The sequence below is a fragment of the Paenibacillus caseinilyticus genome, from assembly GCF_027533645.1.
Taxonomy (GTDB): Bacteria; Bacillota; Bacilli; order Paenibacillales; family NBRC-103111; genus Paenibacillus_G; species Paenibacillus_G caseinilyticus.
Window position 1 is genome coordinate 30,478 of record NZ_JAQAGY010000018.1, and the last position, 20,208, is coordinate 50,685.

The window sequence follows — 20,208 nt, forward strand, 5'->3', positions numbered from 1 at the left end:
ACACCATGGAAAGGGGCGCGGGGTATGCAGCACTTCGAGGGCTTCTCGTGGCTGGCCTATACGCAGCTTCTGGATTCGGCACTGCCGATCGGCGGATTCTCGCACTCGTTCGGACTGGAGACCTTGGTACAGGAAGGGCGGCTGGAGAAGCCGGAGCAGCTCAGGCGTTATATTGAAGAGATGCTCTTCCACAGCTGGGCGCCTGTCGATGCGTTGGCCGTCAAGGCCGTATACTTGTACGGAGCCGAGCGGCGGTGGGAGGATCTCTGGCTGGTCGACCGTACCCAGCATGTGCAGCGGGCGGCCAGCGAAACGCGGGAAGGCGTCGCCAAAATGGGGCGGAGGCTCTACCAGCTTGCGAAGTCGGTGTACCCGGACCTGGGCTGGGAGCCCTTGGCCGGAGCGATCGCCCGCAAAGAATGCATCGGCACCCATCCCCTGATCCACGGCTGGATCTCACGTGAGCTTGGTGTCCCGCTGGATAGGGCTGCGGAGGGGTACCTGTATACCTGCACGATGACCTGCATTAACAGCGGGCTGCGGCTGATGTCGCTCGGACAGACGGAAGGCCAGCGGCTGCTGGCCTCCCTTCTTCCTTTGATTGAGTCATCGTGGAAGACGGCGGCAGCGCTGGATCCGTTGGAGGACGGCTATGGGAGCAGTCCGCAGGCCGAAATCGGAATGATGCGGCACGAAGGGTTGTATTCCCGGTTGTTTATGTCCTGAAGAGGCAGCGGTACAGGGGAGGATTCTTTCCCTGATTTGTCCACTACTAATGTAACCCTAAGGAGGGCTTGACTATGTGCCAAGGCAGCAATCATCATCATCACGGATGGGAAACACCGGAGGGCCGCCGGCAGGAGCGGCCGATGCGCATCGGGATCGGCGGGCCGGTCGGATCGGGGAAGACCGCTCTGGTCGAGCGGCTGGCGCGCAGACTCGGCAGCAAGTACAGCATCGCTGTCATTACGAACGATATCTATACGAAGGAAGACGCGAATATTCTGATTCGGTCCGAAGCGCTGGCGGCCGACCGGATTATCGGCGTGGAGACCGGAGGCTGTCCCCATACGGCCATCCGTGAAGACGCTTCGATGAACTTCGAGGCGATCGAGGAGCTCGAAGGCCGCTTCTCCCATCTGGACATCATCTTCATCGAGAGCGGAGGAGATAATCTGGCTGCCGCTTTCAGTCCGGAGCTTGTGGACCGCTTCATCTATATCATCGACGTCGCTCAAGGCGAGAAGATCCCGCGCAAGGGCGGTCCCGGCATTATGCGTTCCGATATGCTCATTATCAACAAGATCGACTTGGCTCCGCATGTAGGCGCTTCTCTCCAAGTGATGGAAGAGGATACGGTGAAGATGAGAGGGAGCAAGCCGTTCGTCTTCTCCAACCTCTTCAACGGCCAAGGCTTGGATGACATCGTAAGCTGGGTGGAACACGAATACAGCCATGCCTAGGGTCACCGGCTCCATCGCGGCGGCTCTCACGCGGACCGGCGGAGCCACACAGCTGCAGTCCCATTCCCAGTCGTACCCGCTGAAGATCGCCAAGACGTTTCCGTTCCCGGGCCAGTCCCTGGGCGTGTATGTGATGGATGCTTCCCCGGGGATCATGGCCGGGGACCGCTACGATCTGCAGTGGCGATTCCGGGAAGGCACGCGCGCTTATATCACGAACCAGTCCTACACCAAGGTGCATCCTTCCCGCAGAGGGGAGGATCAGCCTTGGCATCCGAGCGCACAGCGGCAGAGCTTGGTGCTGGGCCCGGACAGCTACGTGGAGTATATGCCGGAGCCGCTGATGCTCTATGCGGATGCGGTACTGGATGCTGTCACCTCCATCGAGATGAAGAGCGGCTCCTCGTTATTCCTCAGCGATATCGTTTGTCCGGGGCGGAGCCATCGGGGCGAGACTTTTCACTACGAGCGCTACGCCAATAGGCTTACGGTGTCGTACGAGGATGAGCTCATCTTCAGCGGACGGCAGAAGGTAGAGCCGGGCAGGTCCGATCCGCGGTCTGTCTCCCGCTGGGATACCTATACGCATGCGGGCAGCTTGTATCTCTTCTCGGACCGGATCCGCACCGAGCATGCGCAAGCACTGCGTACCCGAATGGAAGAGCGGTATGCCGCCTTCCCACAGCTATACTTTGGCAGCTCGATGACCTATAAGCACGGTCTGGCGGTGCAGGTGCTCGGTCTGCGGGTATACGAAATCCAGGAGCTGCTGGAGGATGTTTGGGGTTTTCTCCGAAGTGAAATCTTCGGGCTGGAGCCCCTTCGGGTTCCGAAGTAGCCGGCACAACGTAACGTTCACGCAGTAGACCACTGCCGGGATCTTCGGATTCCGGCTTTTTGCCGTTCCGTTCTCCCGGCATGGATTGATTGATCTCAAGCCCCGCAAGGCAACTTGTTGCAAAGCGTTCATAAGTTGGGGGCGACATATCGACAATATTTTGAACTCCCCCCCTCCTTTGTTGTCAAACGTCCCCCTGGTTGATATTATTAAGGGGATTCGTTTAGCAAAGAACTGATGCATGCTACGATAGGTTTGTCTGGTTATAGAAGCTTCACACAAGGAGGTAACACGAATTGAAGGAACAAGCAAGCCTCGAACTGGGTGTCGAGACGGCGGCCGCAGCGGCGGATCCGGCGGCGGGGACGTCTGCCAGCTGGAGGGATTTCGTTCAATTGGCCAAGCCCGGCATCCTGTTTTCCAACTCCATGACGGCGTTCGGCGGGTTCTGGGTCGCTTCGGCTTGGAACATCAATTGGGTCACGATGATATTCGCACTGCTTGGAACCGCATTGGTCATGGCTTCCGGCTGTGTGCTTAATAATTACTTGGACCGCGATATGGACAACAAGATGGAGCGGACGAAGAAGCGGGCGCTGGTAACCGGCACGATCTCTCCGCAGACCGTGCTCTGGTATGGATTCCTCTTGGGTGTGCTCGGATTGGCTACGCTGTGGTTCGGCGCGAATCCGATCTCGGCACTGCTCGGTCTGATCGGACTGTTCCTCTACGTATGGATTTACACGGCCTGGTTCAAGCGGACTTCGGTCTGGAGCACTTTCATGGGAAGTTTCTCCGGAGCCGTACCGCCGATGATCGGCTATTGCGCCGTGACGCCTGAACTCGATGCCGGAGCATGGATTCTGTTCGGGATCATGTTCTTGTGGCAGCCGCCCCACTTCTGGGCGCTGGGCATCCGGCGGATGGAGGAGTACCGTGCCGCGGGCTTCCCGCTGCTGCCGGTCGTTAAGGGAACTTATATTACGAAGATGAGCATGATCCGCTATATCGTGCTGCTCGTTCCGGTTTCCATGCTGCTCTATGTGTATGAGTACGTGAATATTTATTATTTCTTAGCCGCGGCGGGTATGGGGCTTTACTGGGCATTCCTTTGTTTGAAGGGCTACAAACTCGACGGGGAAGAAGAAGTGCTCTGGGCGAAGAAGATGTTCATCTACTCGGTCAACTACTTGATGCTGCTCTTCATCATCATGATCGTGTGCACGAAGGGCGGACCGCTCGGCTAAAGAGAATCATCATACCTGTATGAATTAGGATCCCATGGCCTGCGCCTGGGATTTATTTTTTGAGCGAAGGGAAGAGAGCACATGCAGAGCAACGCATTTCGTACGGTTATCATTATTTTGCTGCTGGGGCTGATCGGTACACTGGGGTACATGCTGGTGAAGGGGAAGGAGAAGCAGATCGATGTCATCAAACCGGCAGCCGATTTCAAGCTGGAGAATCTCGACGGCCAGGAAGTGACGCTGTCGGGGACGCAGGGCAAGGCCAGATTGGTGTATTTCTTCTATTCGACCTGCCCGGACGTGTGTCCCCCAACCACCTATAATCTCTCCAAAGTGCAGGATGTGCTGAAGGAGAAGGGGGTATTCGGTACCAAGACGGCGATCATGTCCATCTCGTTCGATCCGGCCAAAGATACACGGGAGAGGCTGAAGGAATTCGCGGACCGATTCCATCCGGACTACAAAGGATGGTACTTCCTGCGGGGCGAGGAGAAGTATGTCATCGATCTGGCGAAGCAGTACGAGGTGCTCGTGGTGAAGAACCCGAAGGACGGTACGTTCACGCACTCGAATCTGTGGCTGCTCGTGGATGCCAAGGGACAGATTCGTACGTATTACAAAGGGGATGCCGAGGACCTGGACATTGAGCAGGTAGCCAAGGATTTGATCCAAATCTCCAAAGACTAGATTCATCCGGCGGCGGGCGTACCGCACACGGAGAGCCATTCTGCGTTCGAACCGGAGGCCCTGCCCATGACCTATCTTGTCCATATTCTGCTCCATAATGTGATCCCACTGACGATCATGATTGCCGTGGGCGTCATGCTCTACCGGGCCTTCAAGCTCGATATCAAGACTTTGTCCAAATTGAACTTCTATCTCTTCTCCCCGGCGCTCGTGTTCAAGATGCTGTACGAGTCGCAGCTCTCGTTGAACTTGCTGGGGCAGACGCTGCTGTTCTTCGGCGTGTATTTCGCCGCGATGTATCTTGTCATGGCATTGGTCATTCGCGTCCGCGGCTACCAAGGGGGAATGGTGCCGGCCATGCGCAACAGCGTCATCTTCTACAACAGCGCCAACTATGCGATTCCGCTGAACCAGCTTGTATTCGTAGGCGATGCGTTCACGCTGTCGATTCAGATTATCATCATGATGATGCAGAGCCTGCTGCCGAACACTTATGGGATCTATGCGGTGAATGCCTCGAAGAAGAACGATATGAAACAAACGTTCCGAACGATACTCACGCTGCCTGTTATCTATATCATTCCTGTCGCATTCTTCATGAAAGGATTCGATATTCCTGTACCGGGGCCGATCTATGCGCCGATTAACTACGTGTCGGATGCCTTCATTGCTACGGCGCTGGTCACCTTGGGCGTCCAGCTCGGCAGCATGAAGTGGCAGCTGAACTTCTCGGATGTCATGCTGTCCAATCTCTTGCGCCTCTGCATCGGTCCTGCCGTGGGCTTCCTGGTGGTGCTGCTGCTGGGAATCGAGGGAGTGATGGCGCAAGCCTTGGTGCTTTCTTGCGCCGTCCCGACCTCCCTTAGCTCGGTACTGATTGCAGTGGAGTACGACAACGAGCCGGAGTTCTCCTCACAGGTCGTGTTTTCCTCCACCATCTTCAGTATTTTCACCGTGACGCTTGTCATCTATCTTATGAAGTTTATTCCTTAGGTTAGTTCGGTGCGCTAAAATTTCTCGAAGGTCGGCAGCAGAGGAGGATACACGATGTATTCTTCCAAGCCGGCCTTTTCGAGCTGTTGGATCAGGTATTCGTCAGGCGTTCCTTCCACTCCAGCGTAGCCGCGGCGCGTATAGATTTGCTCCGCATCCGGGAAGGCATCGCGCAGAATGCCGCGTATTTTTTTGCCTGAAGCATCATTATCCGTAAAGAGAAACACCTCGCGGTCCTCCACTTTCTTCTTGAGCTCTTCGAGCCTCTGGGTATTCAAGGAACCGTAGGTGCAGAGAATGAGAATATCATCGGTAAGCAGCCGCCGCAGCCTGCTTTTGTCGTTTTTTCCTTCTACGATCAGAGCAATGGACATGGGAGATTCCTCATTTCGTGACAAGTTGGCCTCTCTCCGTAGTATAACCTGGATGGGGACCCATGCCCAATCCAGTAAGAATGGATTTCCCAAGAAATGTCGAATAGCGGAAGTTTGTCAGGCCTCCTCCCAGGCAGAAGGAAAGAGGCGGTCAAACGGCCAGTTCACCCGGGAAGGAGGGGGAGGCTCTACTACGATCGACCCTACAAGACAAACGGCTACGCCGTCCTTTAAGGACGATGCGCGTTTATAAAGTATATAAGATGACAGGATCGAAGCCCTGGCGAGATATAAATTCTTATATATTTAAAAGCAAAAGACCTGACACGAGTGCACGAGTGTCAGGTCTTTTGCTTGAGAGCTGCATAAATTGTATCGAAGTACTAGTTGATGAACTTTGCTGTCGTCAGAAGACGCTTCAGCATCGTAGCCGCTTGAGCACGGGTTGCCGTGTCGCGGGCACCCAGCGTGTCGTCGGTCAGACCGTCGACAATACCGGATTTGATAGCTGTGGCCACTTCCGCTTCGGCCCATACGATTTCATCGGAGTCGGAGAATTTCGCCAGCAGTGTGGATTGCTCGGAAGCTGTCACGGCAGGCTTCGCACCTGCGTAGTTCAGCGCACGGACAACCATAGCTGCGAGTTCTTCGCGGTTGATGGTTGCGTTCGGGCGGAAAGTACCGTCTTCGTAGCCATCGATAATCTTAGCGTATACGGCGGAGTTCACCGTACCGGAGAACCAGTCGCCGGATTTCACATCGCTGAAGGAAGAGCTTCCTGTCATCGTTTGGAGACCCAGGGAACGAACGACGAGTGCCGCGAATTCAGCGCGCGTGATGCTGCGCTCCGGTTCGAATGTCGTATCGGTTACACCGTCGACAACCAGCTTGTTAGCCAGCAGCTCAATGTTGTTCTGTGCCCAGTGTCCGCTGATGTCGCCGAAGCTCTTGTCGAGCTTGATCACCGCGTACACGCTGTTGCCGTTGCGTTTCAGGTCGGCATACGTCGAGCTGAATACCGTTGGTACGAAGGACAGCTTGTTCGTTGCCGTGTCGATCAGGACACCCGTTGTCGAAGACGCATCCACGGAAGCGGACAGCGGAATGTAACGGGAAACATAGTTGCTGCCGAGGTTGACTGGAGCCGTAGCGTTGTTTTTGCCTACGCCTGCCACGTTGAAGTCAACTGCGCCGGAAACAACCTCGCCGCCGAGCGCTTTAGCCGAAGCGGCTACGCTGTCAGCGATCGCTTGGCTTGCTTTGGCAACCGTAACTTTCACATTCAGCTCATCCGTCGTGACGGACAGCTGGGAAGCCAGGCCTTTGAGGTCGAGAACTTTAACCGGCAGCACGTAAGAGCCGTTCGTGCTCTTGACGATGACCTTTTTGTTGCTCGAAGTGAAGCCCACAAGTGCCTTCGCAGGGATCAGCGCGAATTCGCCTGTAATGTTGATCGTTACCGTATCATACTGGTTCAGCGAGCTTTTGAGCTGGTCGGCATTCACGGAACCGTCGGAGTTAGCGGAGATTTCGCCCGCTCCGGACGTGCTGCCGCCTCCTCCACCTCCGGGACCCCATCCGCCGCCGACGTAGTCAGTGCTACGATATACGGCCTTATATACGGATTTCGAGACATCCGATGGATCAATGAACTGCAGATTTACATAATCGTATGTTCCTGCAGTTACAGTGAAATCGAAGTACGTAATATTGGATACGTTACGGCTAGCATATGTAACTTTAGTTACATCCAATTTTTGTCCGCCGGGTGTATAAGCATATACAGATGGATATACACCCTCTTTATACACATCAAGATAAACTTGACCTGTAACCGTAGTATCTCTGTAAGTCGGCTCTCCACTGAATCCCGCACCAAAAGCGAGCACAGGCAGCAATACGGAGATGATCAGCATAAGAACAGTGACTTGCGCTGTCTTTTGAAGAACAGCAGGCTTCATTCGGGTTTCACTCCTATTCTGGTTTACAAATAATGAAGTTGAATCGTTGGTACGTTGAACAAATTTCCTGGACAAATGCATTCTCACCTCCTTCTTATCCATAAAATTCTTTGTTAGATGACTTCGACTGGACACGCCATTTTATGTCCGTCCTGCCATGTTTTGCACTGCGTAATCGAGGCAGTCTTAGGGGTATTACCCAAGCCCGTCCAGTACGAAACATCCTCGGTTACCAAACGTTCCCACGAATTGAAAGGTTGCAGCTCCGTGCAAAAATTTTTCCATAGTCCTCCATAAATAGGGGGAGAGTACCCTACTCGGAAGAGAGGCGGACGCCAAAAAGGCCGTCCGTAAAGGAACAGCCTTGAATGGCTCATCGAGAACCTACACGCGGATCGGATCTCGGGAGCGGCGCAGTGGAAGCAGCGATAAAGCGAACATGAGGCATAGGAACGCCAGGAAGTAGGACGAGACGTGCGACCGCAGCTGTCCGGCGAGCATGGGCCCGATGAAGGCGCCGATGGAATAGGAGATCGAGAGCAGGGAGAACACCCTGCCATACCTTGCGGACTTCGTGGAGGCGGCGAGCAGCGAGGCGATGGCCGGGAAGATGACCCCCTTGGCCATACCGATCAAGATCAAAGAGGCATACATGGGCAGTGGCCACCGGACCGACATGCCGAAGAAGATGAAGGCGAGCGCCAGGCTGCCGAAGGACACCCGTAGCAGAGGCGCGACCCGGCTGAGGAACAGCATGCTCAGCGTAACCAGCGCACCCAGGCTGACGAGGGAGAAAAAAACGCCGGAGGTGAGGATCGAGCCATGGGTCTCTTTCATAAGCGGCAGTTCGAAGAACAGAATGCCCTGCGAGCACGAGATGGACAAGGGGACCGTGAAGAACAACCAGGGAATGGGCCGGGCCTCGCCGGATGCGTCTCCCAGTGCATCGGGGCCTCCGCCGTGCGGCAGCGAGGAAGCGTAGAGGTCGGCCGCGGCCTTCTTGTACTGGCTCTCCCGGACGCCGATCCATGCCAGGATGCCGGTTGCGATGAGCCCCCAGCCCAAGAAGGTGAAGGAGCGCTCAAATCCGAATTGGGCGACAAGATAAGCGCCGGCCGCCGGGCTGAGCACGGAAGCGATCGTATGCACCATGCCGTTGCCGGCCATGAGCTTGCCCTGCTGCACACGGTCGGTAGCGATCTTGGCAAGCAGCGACAGGCAGGCGGGCGAGAGGAACGCGAGCACGAATCCGCTGATGGAACGGACCGCGAGCAGATCCCAGGGGTCGCTCACTTTGGACTGGGCAAGCAGCACGAGGCCTGCTACGATGAGGCTGAATACGATGAAAGGCTTGCTTCCGTATTTGTCGACCCCGTACCCGGCAAGCAGGTTGCCCGGGATATGAGTAATCGAGTAGACGCCGAGGATCATCCCGATAAAGGAGGGCGCCGCGCCGAGCGAGATGGCGAACGGGGACAGAATCGGGTATTGGGCATGAAGATCGAAGATCGCGACGAACATGAACAAATAGAGCCATACGGCCGTTTTCACCTGAATCACCTCGCATCATTGGTTGTCCGTTAGGAGTCCTTATCCATCTTACGTAGGGGCTGCTGCGGATAGTACAGGGATTTGGAGGGGCCGAAACCGTACGCGCTTCCCTGCGTTTAAGTAGGTAAAGAGGCAGAAAGCCTCCCAGGTCTTTTCCAAAAAAAAGTAATGAAGAGACCCTCACGGCTGTTGTATGATGAGTAGGCATAGAAAGCAGGACAGGAAAGAGATGGAGATAAGGGAGAGAGAAGGATCGTGGAATTCGTAACGGAGTTTTTGGCGCAGCGGTGGTATGTGATTGCCGGGGCGCTGGTCATACTGTTCCTAGTCATCAAATTGGTAAAAACCGTCATCAAATGGGTTATCATCCTGGCCGTTGTGGCGGCGGTCTACTTCTATGGAGCGAGCTATAAGGACCAGCTGCTCGAATACGGATCTGCCATCGGTTCCAAAGTGGCTGCCGACGTCAAGAACCAAGCTTACAAGACGGTAACCGAGGAAGCCAAGGAAGCGAAGTATACGCAGAACCCCGACGGGACTTTCACCGTGAAGACGAAGAGCATCCGGCTCGACGGCAAGCCCGGGGCGAGCGACGTGCAGGTGACATTCATGAATCAAACGTTCACGCTGAAAGTGGACGACGTATTGAAGCGGTTTATCGAAGGCGCCAAGGTCGGGACGTCAGGCTGAAGCGAGTCGCAGCCTAGAGAGGCGCTTGCTGCAGAATTCGCAGCAGATCCGGATGCCGGGAGGGCGGCAGGAAGGGGTGTAGTATGCACGTGTGGCAGTATGTAAGCCAGTTGAATATGGTCACGCTTCTGATCGCGTTGATCTTCGGCATTTCGGTCCTGCAGGGGCTGCTGCGCGGAGCCTCCTCCTCGGCCAAACGGCTCGCACTCATGGTGACGGAAGGAGCGGCGACCCTGCTGGGTCTCTTCCTCTCTTGGCAGCTTGCGGAGTGGGCTTCGCCGCAGATCCAGCAGCGGCTGGTGTCACTGGGCTTATCCATTCCTACGGATGAGCTCGGGTTCTGGAAGCAGGCGTATTATACGGCGGTGACGGGGCTGCGGGACTTTTCGCTGCTGCGGTTCGCGATCTTGTTCGTTATCGGCTACGGCCTCATCAAGCAGCTGCTCTACCGGTTGATCGATCCGTTCGTGAACGGCTGGCTGGCGGAGCCTGCGGCGGCTACGGAGCGCGAACGGAAGGCGCCTTCTTTCCTCAGTTCGCTCGTCGGCGGTGTGATCGGCGGCGTGACGGGTGCGGGCCGAAGCCTGATCATGATCGCGCTGCTGTTCATTCTGACGACCCTGCTGCCCCAGACGCCATTGTCGTCTTATATCGGTTCGTCGCAGCTGTACCAGAAGGGCGCGACGGAAGTGATCCGTCCCGTCACGGGAGACTTCATCGAGCAGAGGCTGCCGGTATTCACCCGTCAGGTCGAGCAGGAGTTCGCGGATATTCTGCAGCGCAAATACGAGGTCGTAGACGCGCATATCCCGGGCAATATAGCCGAGGCCGCCCAAGAAATTACGGCCAAAGGCAAGGATGAGGAAGAAAAAGCGAGACTGCTGTACCGATGGGTCGGGACGCGGGTAAAATACGACTGGGAGAAGGTCCGTCTCTACGAGGAGAAGCGAATCTGGAAAGAGCAGACGCCGGAAGACACCTTCGCCTCGAGGCAGGGCGTCTGTATCGACTTCTCCCGGCTATACGCGGTCATGGCCCGTTCGGCGGGGCTGGAGGTGAAGGTCGTCACCGGCCTCGGCTATGACGGAAGAGGCGGCTACGGGCCTCATGCCTGGAACGAGGTCTACCTGCCGCAGGAGAGGCAGTGGGTGCCGCTGGATTCCACCTGGGTGGCTTCCGGGGGGGACTGGTTCAACCCGCCGAATTTCCAGGAGACGCACATCAAAGATGTATAGCTCGCATGTGTCAGCATCGGTTCAAGCCGGTGTATAAAACCGGTGCAGCGGCAAGGGCCTGGAAGGAGCCGTAACGGCTTCCTCCGGTTTTTTTATCGTGGATTATTTTGTGGTACACTGAAAGGCAGTGGAAAGGTCGGGTGCATGCAAGTTGGGCAGAATCAAAAGATTGGAAGAATATGAAGCCGTGTTCTTTGATGTGGGGGATACGCTGCTGACCATCCCGGCGGCCCAGGTCATCATGGGACGGTTTTTAGCTGCGCGCGATTTTCACCCCGGCGAGGCAAGGATCGGAGAACTTTTTACGGAGGCGTTTCGTCTATTCTATTATGGCAAGGCCGTCGATGCGTTCGAGGAATGCACGCCTGAATCCGACCGGCAGTTCTGGATGAAGCTGTACCGGTATATTCTGGAGCATCTCGGCGTGGAAGAGCAGAAGTGGACAACGGAGCAGGTGCACGCCTGCTGTCATGAGCTCTATGATCTCTTCACTTCGCCCGAGCACTACTCCCTGTTCGAGGATGTGCAGGAAGTGCTCCAGTCGCTGGAGAGCCGGGGCTTTAGGCTAGGCATCATTTCGAATTTCGCACCGACCCTCCCCTCTATTCTGGAGAGCAAGGGGATCCTGCATTATTTCGACCCGGTCGTGGTATCCACGCTCGCGGGCCTGGAGAAGCCCGATCCTGCCATCTTCACGCTCGCGCTGAAAGAAGCGGGCCTGCATCCCTCGGATGTACTCTATGTGGGGGATCACGAGGTCAACGACGTGTGGGCGCCGGGCCAGGTCGGCATCGATGCCGTCAAGATTCTCCGCTATGATTATCATACCGGGGAAGGCATCCGTTCGCTGCGTGAACTGCTGACAATGTCATATCATTAGAAAACAAGAGGTCTCGTACTTATGAATACGTCCTTACAATCCAAGGAACCCGGCAAGCGCTCATGGGATACGAAGCGCATGCGGATGAATGTGCTGTTTTTTGCTGTGTTCGTGCTCTTCGCGATATTGGTCGTCCGTCTGGCCAAGCTGCAGTTTGTTCAAGGAGCGGAGCTCAAGCAGGCGGAGACCGAATTTACGGAGAGCTCGACGCCGATCCCGCCGATCCGCGGGAATATCTTCGACCGCAACGGGGCCCCTATGGCTTATACGGTCTCCACGCAGTCGCTCTTCTTCCGCATCACGGAGGGGGATCTCGGGGATCGGATGGATGAGATTATCTCGCTGGCGACGAGCCTGGAGAAGGTCTTCGCGGATTACGGAATCAAGAACGACAAGCCGCTGACGGCCGCCGAGATTGTGGAGCGGATGGATGTCGGGTTTGATATCAATAAGAAGGAGACCCACATCAACGGGTACTCCTACATGCCGCGCCGGATCAAGTCCGATCTGACTCCGCAGGAAATCGCGTACCTGCTGGAGCACCGGGATGAGCTGAAGTGGCTCGAGGTCACGGAAGAGAGCGCAAGGGTGTACGACGAGCGCAATCTGGCCGTCCAGCTCATCGGTTATCTGCGCCCCTTCTCTGCCGCGGTCAATGTCCAGAACTCCTACCTGAGTTCTTACCAGGCGAAGAAGGAAGAGTACCTGGGCGATGAATATGTAGGTTATGACGGACTGGAGTATCTGTATCAGGAAGAACTCCGGGGCCAGAACGGAACCAAATCGTATCCGATCAACGCAGCCCAGAAGATTACGGGGCCTTATACGCTGACTCCGCCGGTCAAAGGCAACAATCTGATCCTCTCCATGGACCGTGAGGTGCAGCAGGCCGCCGAGGATGCGGTAACGGAGCACCTGGCCGCGATGAAGAGGGCTCCCGGCGGCTCGGTGCTGGCCCAAGGGAGGGAAGCGGTGGCAGGCTATGCCGTTGCGATGGAAGTGGACACGGGCAAGGTGATGGCCATGGCGTCCATGCCGGACTACGATCCCAATATATGGCACGGGGGCGTATCCGGCTCGGAGTGGAGCGAGATCCGCTGCCGGTATCTCAACGGGGCGATCCGGGATCGGTGCGCCGATGTGCCCGAGAGCGAGATCAGCAAGCATCCGCCGTCCCTCGTGCCCCTGGGGTCGACCATCAAACCGCTGACCGTGCTGCTCGGCATGAACGAGAAGCTGTTCGGTCCGTATGAGACCTACAATGACACCGGATCCTATATCTACGGGAAAGACAAGAGCCGGGTGAATAACTCGGGGTTCAAAGCGAACGGCTATATCAACGCCTCCCGCGCGCTGGAAGTATCCTCAAATACCTTCATGGCGGCGATGGTCGGGGAGCGGCTCTATAACCGGGGCGGCAGCCCTTTGGATACTTGGGATAAGTATATGAAGATGTTCGGTCTCGGAGTCAAGACGGAGAGCGATCTCCCGGGCGAGAGTCCGGGCGACATCTATTATTACGATACCGTAAAGGAGGCCAGTATGCAGGCCGCGCTGGTGCAGGCTTCCTTCGGTCAGCAGGGTCGCTACACGGCGCTGCAGCTGGCCCAGTATACGGCGATGCTCGCGAATAAGGGCAAGCGGTTGAAGCCCCTCTTCGTGGACCGCATCGTCACGTACGACAACAAGCAGGTGGTCAAAGAGATGCAGCCGGTAGTCCTCAGCCAGGAGACATTCCCCGATACGTATTGGAATGTTATTCGAGAGGGCATGCTCAAAGTGTCGAAGACCGGCTTCGAGGGCAGCGAAGCGGATTATACCGTAGCCGCGAAGACGGGAACCTCCCAGATGTCGGTGGCCGGCAAGAGCCTGGAGAATGCCGTGTTCATCGCTTACGCGCCGGCGGAGAAGCCGAAGCTTGCCGTGGCGGTTGTGGTGCCGGAAGGCGGCTACGGGGCGTACGGAGCCGCACCTATTGCCAGGAAGATTTTTGATGCTTACAATGAACGCATAGGGCTTCATGGCACGCCGAAAGCCCCTGCAGGAGAGGAGCCGCAGTAAGGATGAAAAAGCCGATCGAGATGGAAGATCCGACGAAACAGGAAACGCAGAAACGACGTCATTTTACCATACGAATCAACCTGTTCTTCTTCTTCACCTTCTTCCTGTTCTCCGTCCTGATCGTGCGCCTTGCGATGCTCCAATTCGTCGAGGGGAAAGAACTGAAAGCCGAGAAGGACGAAATCAATAAGGCGAATACGCCGATCGCCCCGATCCGCGGGAATATCTATGACCGGCAGAAGGTGCCGCTCGCTTATACGACATCGACCCAGTCGCTGTACTTCCGCATTGAGCAGAACCAGCCGAAGGATGCGGTCGTGGCGCTCGCCCGGGAACTGGAGAGAATCTTCGCGACCTATGGACGCAAAGATGAGAAGCAGCCTACCGCCGAAGAGATCATCGCCGAGATGGATGTAGGCTACGGTCTTGATATGGTGAAGAATAATGACGCACCGAGTTATTATTCCGTACCGCGGCGGCTGAAGACCGATCTGGATAAGAATGAGATCGCCTATCTGATGGAGCATCGCGACGAACTCAAGTGGCTGGAGATTATGGAAGAGAGCATCCGGCAGTACGACTACGACAACACGCCGGCTGTCCAGCTTCTCGGCTATATGCGGCAGTTCTCCAGGGCGCGGGCCTCTAACTTGAACCTGGACTTGTACAAAGACAAAACGAAGACCAAAGGTTATCTCGATACCGAGTATGTGGGATATGATGGGATCGAGTATATGTACCAGGAGGAGCTGCGGGGGAAGAACGGGCTGAAGACGTATCCCGTGAACGCTGCCCACAAAATTATCGGCAAGGTGGACGTCACCCCGCCTACGAAGGGAAACAATCTGTACCTGACCATAGACAGGAATGTGCAGCTTGCCACCGAGAAGGCGATTACCGAACGTTTGGCGTGGCTGCAGGGGCCGGGCAGGTCCAACCGGTATGCCGCCAAAGGCTCGAATGCGGTTGCAGGCTACGCAGTCGCCATCGAGGTGAAGACGGGCAAAGTTGTGACGATGGCGAGTATGCCGGACTATGATCCGAAGGTCTGGTCAGGACCGATCTCGAACGAAAAGTATGCCGAAATTCAATCGAAGATCAATAATGGCACGATCACGACCGCTTATCCGGACTACCCCGAAGACAAGCTGAAATACCATCCGACGTCGATCGTTTACATGGGATCGGTCGTCAAGCCGCTTTCCGTGCTGATCGGATTGAATGAAGGCTTGTTTACAACCAATACCGTGTATCGTGATACAGGCGTCTTTACGTACGGGAAAGATAATAATGCTAAGCTGACCAACTCGGACGGCGCGGCTTGGGGCCCGATTAATGCCACGGATGCCATCTGGCACTCTTCCAACACCTTCATGTCGGCGATGATCGGACATGAGCTGCACCGCAGAAAAGGTACGGAGGCCGTAACGATCTGGAAAGATTACTTGGCCAAATTCGGCCTGGGTGTTACAACCGGCAGCGGGCTCCCTAGGGAGTATGCGGGACTCAGCGAATTCGAGAGCAATACCAAGGAATCCGTCCAGCAGCGTATGGTCTTCGCGTCCTGGGGACAGAACGAGAAGTATACGACACTGCAGCTGGCTCAATATGCGACCACACTCGCAACCCGGGGGGAGCGGCTGCAGCCCCTGCTCGTGGACCGGATCGAGACGTATGAAGGGCAGCTCATCAAGGAATTCAACGAAAAGGTCGTGCTGGACAAAACGGAGTTCCCCAAAACGTACTGGGATGCGGTGATTCGAGGGATGGCTAAGGTTGGCGTGCAAGGCTTCGACGACTTCCCTTATACACTCGCCCGCAAAACCGGTACGTCAACCCAGCGCGTGGCCGGCGGCAAGGAAATCGATAACGCGGTGTTCATTGCTTTCGCACCGATCGAGGATCCGAAGCTTGCCGTCGCGGTGGTTGTTCCCGAAGGGGGCTTCGGTTCCTACGGTGCCGCACCGATTGCCCGCAAGATCTTTGATGCTTACGATCAATATTACGGCCTGGACGGCAAGCCCAAAGGTCCGAAAACACCAGTCACAACTCCATAGGTGACCACTGCAGAACCTCCCTTGGCGGGAGGTTTTCTTTTTTATTTAATTGTTGCATAAGGGAAACTTATTTGTGTATAATAAAAATATAGTCGGGTGGGCAATAAATATTGTCCCATACAACAATTAAGGTCTAAGACAACTTTTTGACACCATATATATGGAGGAATAATACTATGACAAAGATTGGAGCGAAGGCTGTGAAACCGAAGACTCCCATGCCGTCCTCATGGAAACGGTTCATCATGACGATTCTGTTCCTGGGCTTGGCCGTCAGCCTCACGGCCTGCGGACAGGATGAAGCTGCCGGTGCCGGGGCATCCGGCAAAGTGAAGATCACGGCGACGACCGGCATGATAGCGGATATCGCGGGCGAAGTTGGCGGAGATGACGTGGAAGTGACCGGGCTGATGAAAGCGGGGGTGGACCCCCATTTGTATAAGGCGTCCCAAGGGGACGTGAAGAAGCTCGAGCAGGCGGACATTATCTTCTACAACGGACTGCATCTGGAAGGCAAGATGGTCGAAATCTTCGAGAACATGCAGAAATCGAAGCCAACCGTGGCGGTCTCGAAGAACATTCCGGAGTCGAAGCTACGCAGTATGGATGACGGCACCGCTTCGCATGACCCGCATATCTGGTTCGACGTCAAGCACTGGATGTCGGCGACCGAGACCGTCCGGGACGAACTGGCCCGCGTGGATGCGGGCCATGCGGAATCCTACCGGAAGAACGCCGAGGCCTATCTTGCGAAGCTCAAGGAACTCGACACCTATGCCAAAGAGCAGATCGCCACGATACCGGAGTCCCAGCGGGTACTCGTCACCGCGCATGACGCCTTCGGCTACTTCGGGGATGCTTACGGGATTAAGGTCATGGGGCTGCAGGGCATCTCGACCGCCTCGGAGCCCGGTTCCAAGGATGTGATCGACCTGCGCGATTATCTCGTACAGCACAAGATCAAGGCAGTGTTCGTCGAGTCGAGCGTCCCGAAGAAGTCGATCGAAGCGATGATCGAAGGGGCCAAGAAGCAGGGACATGACATACAGATCGGCGGGGAGCTGTTCTCCGATGCGATGGGGGCGGAGGGAACGGCCGAGGGGACGTACTTAGGCATGGTTCGTCATAATGTGGACACGATCGTGAAGGCATTGAAATAAGGGTGTCCCCACATATCAAGCGAGCGGCGCCCGAGAGCGCCGGCAGGGCAGAGGAGCGGAAGCGTTATGGGAGTATCATTATCACCGTTATCGGTAGAAGGCTTGACGGTAGCCTATCAGAAGAAGCCGGTGCTGCGGGATATCCGATTCGAGATTCCGGAAGGAAAGCTGATCGGTATCGTAGGACCGAACGGTGCGGGCAAATCTACTTTGATCAAATCGGTTCTCGGTCTCATCCCGCGCGTGACCGGCGAAGTATCGATCTACGGCCGGCCGTATGCGGAACAGCGCAAGCTGATCGGCTATGTCCCGCAGCGCGAATCGGTGGATTGGGATTTCCCGACTTCGGCCCTGGATGTCGTGACCATGGGCCGCTACGGCCATCTAGGCTGGTTCAGGCGGCCGGGAGCCAGAGAGAAGGGCATTGCCATGGACTGCCTCGAGAAGGTCGGCATGGCGGACTTTGCCGGACGGCAGATCTCGCAGCTGTCGGGCGGGCAGCAACAGCGCATCTTCCTGGCGCGGGCTTTGGCGCAGGATGCCAAACTGTATTTCATGGATGAGCCCTTCGTCGGCGTGGATGCGGCTACGGAGAAGGCGATCATCACCCTGCTGAACGAGCTCAAGAAGCAGGGCAAGACGGTGCTGGTCGTCCATCATGACCTGGCTACCGTGAAGGAGTACTTCGACTGGATCATGCTGCTGAATGTAGAGCTGATGGGCATCGGCCCGGTCAGTGAATGGTTCACCAAAGAGCATCTGCAGCGGACCTACGGCGGACGGCTTGCTCTCTTGGACCGGGACGATGAGGCAGTCATCGTCCAGGCGAGGTGAACGCCATGCTGACCTTACTCTTCGAGATGTTCCGGGACCCGAACGCCCAGTGGATTCTGCTCGGCAGCATGCTGCTTGGTCTCAGCAGCGGTGTGCTCGGCAGCTTCGCGTATCTCCGCAAGCAGAGCCTGATGGGCGATGCCCTGGCCCATGCCGCGCTGCCGGGCGTCTGTATCGCCTTCATGCTCACCGGGTCGAAGTCGATCTTCTTCTTCCTGATCGGCGCCGTCCTCGCCGGACTGACCGCCACGTTCGGTATCGGTTATGTGACGCGCCATACCCGGATCAAGCAGGACTCGGCCCTTGGGATCGTGCTCTCCGTCTTCTTTGGTCTCGGCATCGTGCTGTTGACCAAGATTCAGCATGAAGGCAGCGGCAACCAGAGCGGCCTCGACAAGTTCCTGTTCGGTCAGGCCGCCTCCATGGTCTTCAAGGATGTCGTGACGATGGCCGTGGTCGCTGCGCTGCTTGTACTCGTCTGCACGCTGCTCTTCAAGGAATTCAAGCTGCTGAGCTTCGACCAGGGTTTTGCCAAGGGGATTGGGATGCCGGTCGCTTTCCTCGACCAATTCATGATGTTCTTGATCGTCGTAGCCGTCGTGGTCGGCATTCAGACCGTCGGTGTCGTGTTGATGTCCGCACTGCTGATCACGCCGGCCGTGTCGGCACGCTATTGGACGGAGCGCCTCGGAGTGATGGTCGTTCTGTCCGGACTCTTCGGCGCGGTGAGCGGCTTCCTCGGCACGTGGATCAGCGGGGCGGCCAACAACCTGCCGACCGGGCCGCTTAGCGTACTGTCGGCAACGGCGCTGTTCGTCGTGTCGGTGCTCTTCGCTCCCCGGCGGGGGCTCGTAGCGAAGCTGCTGGAGCGGACGGCGGTCAAAAGAAACGTCGTCAGCGTGCAGCAGCCGCAGGTGCGCCTGAACAGCGTGCAGCAGCCGGTCTCGGCCGCAGGAGAGGAGGGAAGGCCATGAATGACTTTTGGATTATTCTTACGGCCTGCCTGGTGGCCTGCTCCTGCAGCATTCTCGGCTGTTTCCTGGTACTGCGGCGCATGGCGATGATCGGCGATGCGATCTCGCACTCCGTACTGCCGGGCATCGTCATCGCCTTCCTCATCAGCGGCTCGCGGGACTCGCTGTTCATGATGCTGGGCGCTTCCGTGATCGGCCTCTTGACCGTATTCCTTATCCAGTGGTTCCACCAGAGCGGCGTGCAGTCCGATGCCTCGATCGGTGTCGTGTTCACCGCCTTGTTCGCGCTCGGCGTACTGCTCGTCTCTATGTATACGCGTCAAGTTGATCTGGATCTCGACTGCGTCCTCTATGGAGAGATCATCGCCGTCCCATGGGAGACGCTGCAGCTCGGCGGCATAGACATAGGTCCCAAGGCGGTCTGGGGGCTCGGGCTGGTGCTGACGCTCAGCGTGCTGTGTATCGGCCTGTTCTACAAGCAGTTCAAAATCTGCGCGTTCGACCCGGCCATGGCGGCCGCGGTCGGCATCCCGGTAGCCTTGTTCCACTATCTGCTCATGGGACTCGTATCGGTGACGACCGTCGCCTCCTTCGAGAGCGTCGGTGCGATCCTCGTCGTCGGTATGCTGGTCGTCCCCGCGGCAGCGGCTTACCTGCTGACCGAAGTGCTCAGCCGCATGATCTTCTACAGCATGGGCATCGGCATCCTCAGCGCCGTGTCGGGATACTATCTCTCCGTCTCGCTCGATGCCTCCATTGCAGGGTGCATGATCACCATGGCCGGCGCCCTGTTCGTCCTGGCCCTGCTCTTCTCCCCCTCGCACGGCGTTCTCGTCCGCAAGTGGAGACAGAAGCGCAGCACCGCTGCCGGGACCTACTGAGTCTTCTACGCCCGTGCGCCAAGCGTGGCTGAATCCACAAGCAAAAGGCTCCTTCCCTGTGATGGGGAAGGAGCCTTTTGTGGTAGGGTCTGCATGGGTTTGCGGGTTGCAAATGCTGGGAACGGGTTGGCAAGTGTGGGCTGTGTTATGCTTCGTTCTTTGTCATAGCTGTTGTTCTTGCTATTGTCTGTGCTCTTGCCTTCGCTTAGGCACTTGCTTTGCCCTTGCACTCGTCCTTGCCCTTCCCCCTGCACAGCGAAGTATACCCTTTTTGAAAGTGACCTTTGAGCGAAGCTCAAAGGAACGCAAAAAGGGTATTACG

General features: G+C 56.6%; 18 protein-coding genes. 15 read left to right on the forward strand and 3 right to left on the reverse strand.

Annotated elements, in window-relative coordinates:
* Positions 1 to 24 precede the first annotated feature (24 nt).
* From O9H32_RS23060 to O9H32_RS23085, 6 genes are all read left to right on the forward strand, one after another.
* Positions 25 to 726, forward strand: a complete 702-nt coding sequence (locus O9H32_RS23060; protein ID WP_269868471.1) for an urease accessory protein UreF — start codon at positions 25 to 27, stop codon at positions 724 to 726.
* A 74-nt stretch (positions 727 to 800) separates the two neighbouring features.
* A complete protein-coding gene (ureG, locus tag O9H32_RS23065; RefSeq protein WP_269868472.1) occupies positions 801 to 1,463 on the forward strand; it encodes an urease accessory protein UreG in 663 nt (220 codons plus the stop codon).
* Positions 1,456 to 2,301 carry an urease accessory protein UreD gene (locus O9H32_RS23070; RefSeq protein ID WP_269868473.1) on the forward strand — a complete coding sequence of 282 codons (846 nt, stop codon included), beginning with the start codon at positions 1,456 to 1,458 and terminating at the stop codon, positions 2,299 to 2,301. Before ureG ends, O9H32_RS23070 begins: the two co-directional genes overlap by 8 nt.
* A 296-nt stretch (positions 2,302 to 2,597) precedes the next feature.
* Positions 2,598 to 3,548, forward strand: coding sequence for a heme o synthase (cyoE, locus tag O9H32_RS23075; protein WP_269868474.1), 951 nt, complete (start codon positions 2,598 to 2,600; stop codon positions 3,546 to 3,548).
* A gap of 81 nt (positions 3,549 to 3,629) precedes the next feature.
* Positions 3,630 to 4,235, forward strand: a complete 606-nt coding sequence (locus tag O9H32_RS23080; RefSeq protein ID WP_269868475.1) for an SCO family protein — start codon at positions 3,630 to 3,632, stop codon at positions 4,233 to 4,235.
* Positions 4,236 to 4,301: 66 nt separating this feature from the next.
* Positions 4,302 to 5,228, forward strand: coding sequence for an AEC family transporter (locus O9H32_RS23085; RefSeq protein ID WP_269868476.1), 927 nt, complete (start codon positions 4,302 to 4,304; stop codon positions 5,226 to 5,228).
* 14 nt (positions 5,229 to 5,242) lie between these two features.
* Here O9H32_RS23085 and O9H32_RS23090 read toward each other — a convergent pair whose 3' ends face one another.
* The 3 genes from O9H32_RS23090 to O9H32_RS23100 form a co-directional block, all read right to left on the reverse strand.
* A complete protein-coding gene (locus O9H32_RS23090) occupies positions 5,243 to 5,602 on the reverse strand; it encodes a toprim domain-containing protein (RefSeq protein WP_269868477.1) in 360 nt (119 codons plus the stop codon).
* 383 nt (positions 5,603 to 5,985) lie between these two features.
* Positions 5,986 to 7,107, reverse strand: a complete 1,122-nt coding sequence (locus O9H32_RS23095; RefSeq protein ID WP_269868478.1) for an S-layer homology domain-containing protein — start codon at positions 7,105 to 7,107, stop codon at positions 5,986 to 5,988.
* Positions 7,108 to 7,947: 840 nt separating this feature from the next.
* A complete protein-coding gene (locus O9H32_RS23100; protein WP_269868560.1) occupies positions 7,948 to 9,114 on the reverse strand; it encodes an MFS transporter in 1,167 nt (388 codons plus the stop codon).
* Positions 9,115 to 9,369: 255 nt separating this feature from the next.
* Between O9H32_RS23100 and O9H32_RS23105 the strand changes: the two genes are divergently transcribed.
* The 9 genes from O9H32_RS23105 to O9H32_RS23145 all read left to right on the forward strand — a co-directional run bounded on the left by O9H32_RS23105 (position 9,370) and on the right by O9H32_RS23145 (position 19,886).
* Complete coding sequence (locus tag O9H32_RS23105) at positions 9,370 to 9,804, forward strand: hypothetical protein (RefSeq protein WP_269868479.1); 435 nt, start codon at positions 9,370 to 9,372, stop codon at positions 9,802 to 9,804.
* An 83-nt stretch (positions 9,805 to 9,887) separates the two neighbouring features.
* Positions 9,888 to 11,039, forward strand: coding sequence for a transglutaminase-like domain-containing protein (locus tag O9H32_RS23110; protein ID WP_269868480.1), 1,152 nt, complete (start codon positions 9,888 to 9,890; stop codon positions 11,037 to 11,039).
* Positions 11,040 to 11,190: 151 nt separating this feature from the next.
* Positions 11,191 to 11,919, forward strand: a complete 729-nt coding sequence (locus O9H32_RS23115; protein WP_269868481.1) for an HAD-IA family hydrolase — start codon at positions 11,191 to 11,193, stop codon at positions 11,917 to 11,919.
* 21 nt (positions 11,920 to 11,940) lie between these two features.
* Positions 11,941 to 13,980, forward strand: coding sequence for a peptidoglycan D,D-transpeptidase FtsI family protein (locus O9H32_RS23120; protein WP_269868482.1), 2,040 nt, complete (start codon positions 11,941 to 11,943; stop codon positions 13,978 to 13,980).
* A 2-nt stretch (positions 13,981 to 13,982) separates the two neighbouring features.
* Positions 13,983 to 16,037, forward strand: coding sequence for a peptidoglycan D,D-transpeptidase FtsI family protein (locus O9H32_RS23125; RefSeq protein WP_269868483.1), 2,055 nt, complete (start codon positions 13,983 to 13,985; stop codon positions 16,035 to 16,037).
* A gap of 176 nt (positions 16,038 to 16,213) precedes the next feature.
* Entirely contained in the window at positions 16,214 to 17,197 is a 984-nt protein-coding gene (locus O9H32_RS23130; RefSeq protein WP_269868484.1) for a metal ABC transporter solute-binding protein, Zn/Mn family, read from the forward strand.
* Between the two features lie 66 nt (positions 17,198 to 17,263).
* Complete coding sequence (locus O9H32_RS23135; protein ID WP_269868485.1) at positions 17,264 to 18,031, forward strand: metal ABC transporter ATP-binding protein; 768 nt, start codon at positions 17,264 to 17,266, stop codon at positions 18,029 to 18,031.
* A 5-nt stretch (positions 18,032 to 18,036) separates the two neighbouring features.
* Positions 18,037 to 19,005, forward strand: a complete 969-nt coding sequence (locus tag O9H32_RS23140) for a metal ABC transporter permease (RefSeq protein ID WP_269868486.1) — start codon at positions 18,037 to 18,039, stop codon at positions 19,003 to 19,005.
* Entirely contained in the window at positions 19,002 to 19,886 is an 885-nt protein-coding gene (locus O9H32_RS23145; RefSeq protein WP_269868487.1) for a metal ABC transporter permease, read from the forward strand. Before O9H32_RS23140 ends, O9H32_RS23145 begins: the two co-directional genes overlap by 4 nt.
* Positions 19,887 to 20,208 lie beyond the last annotated feature (322 nt).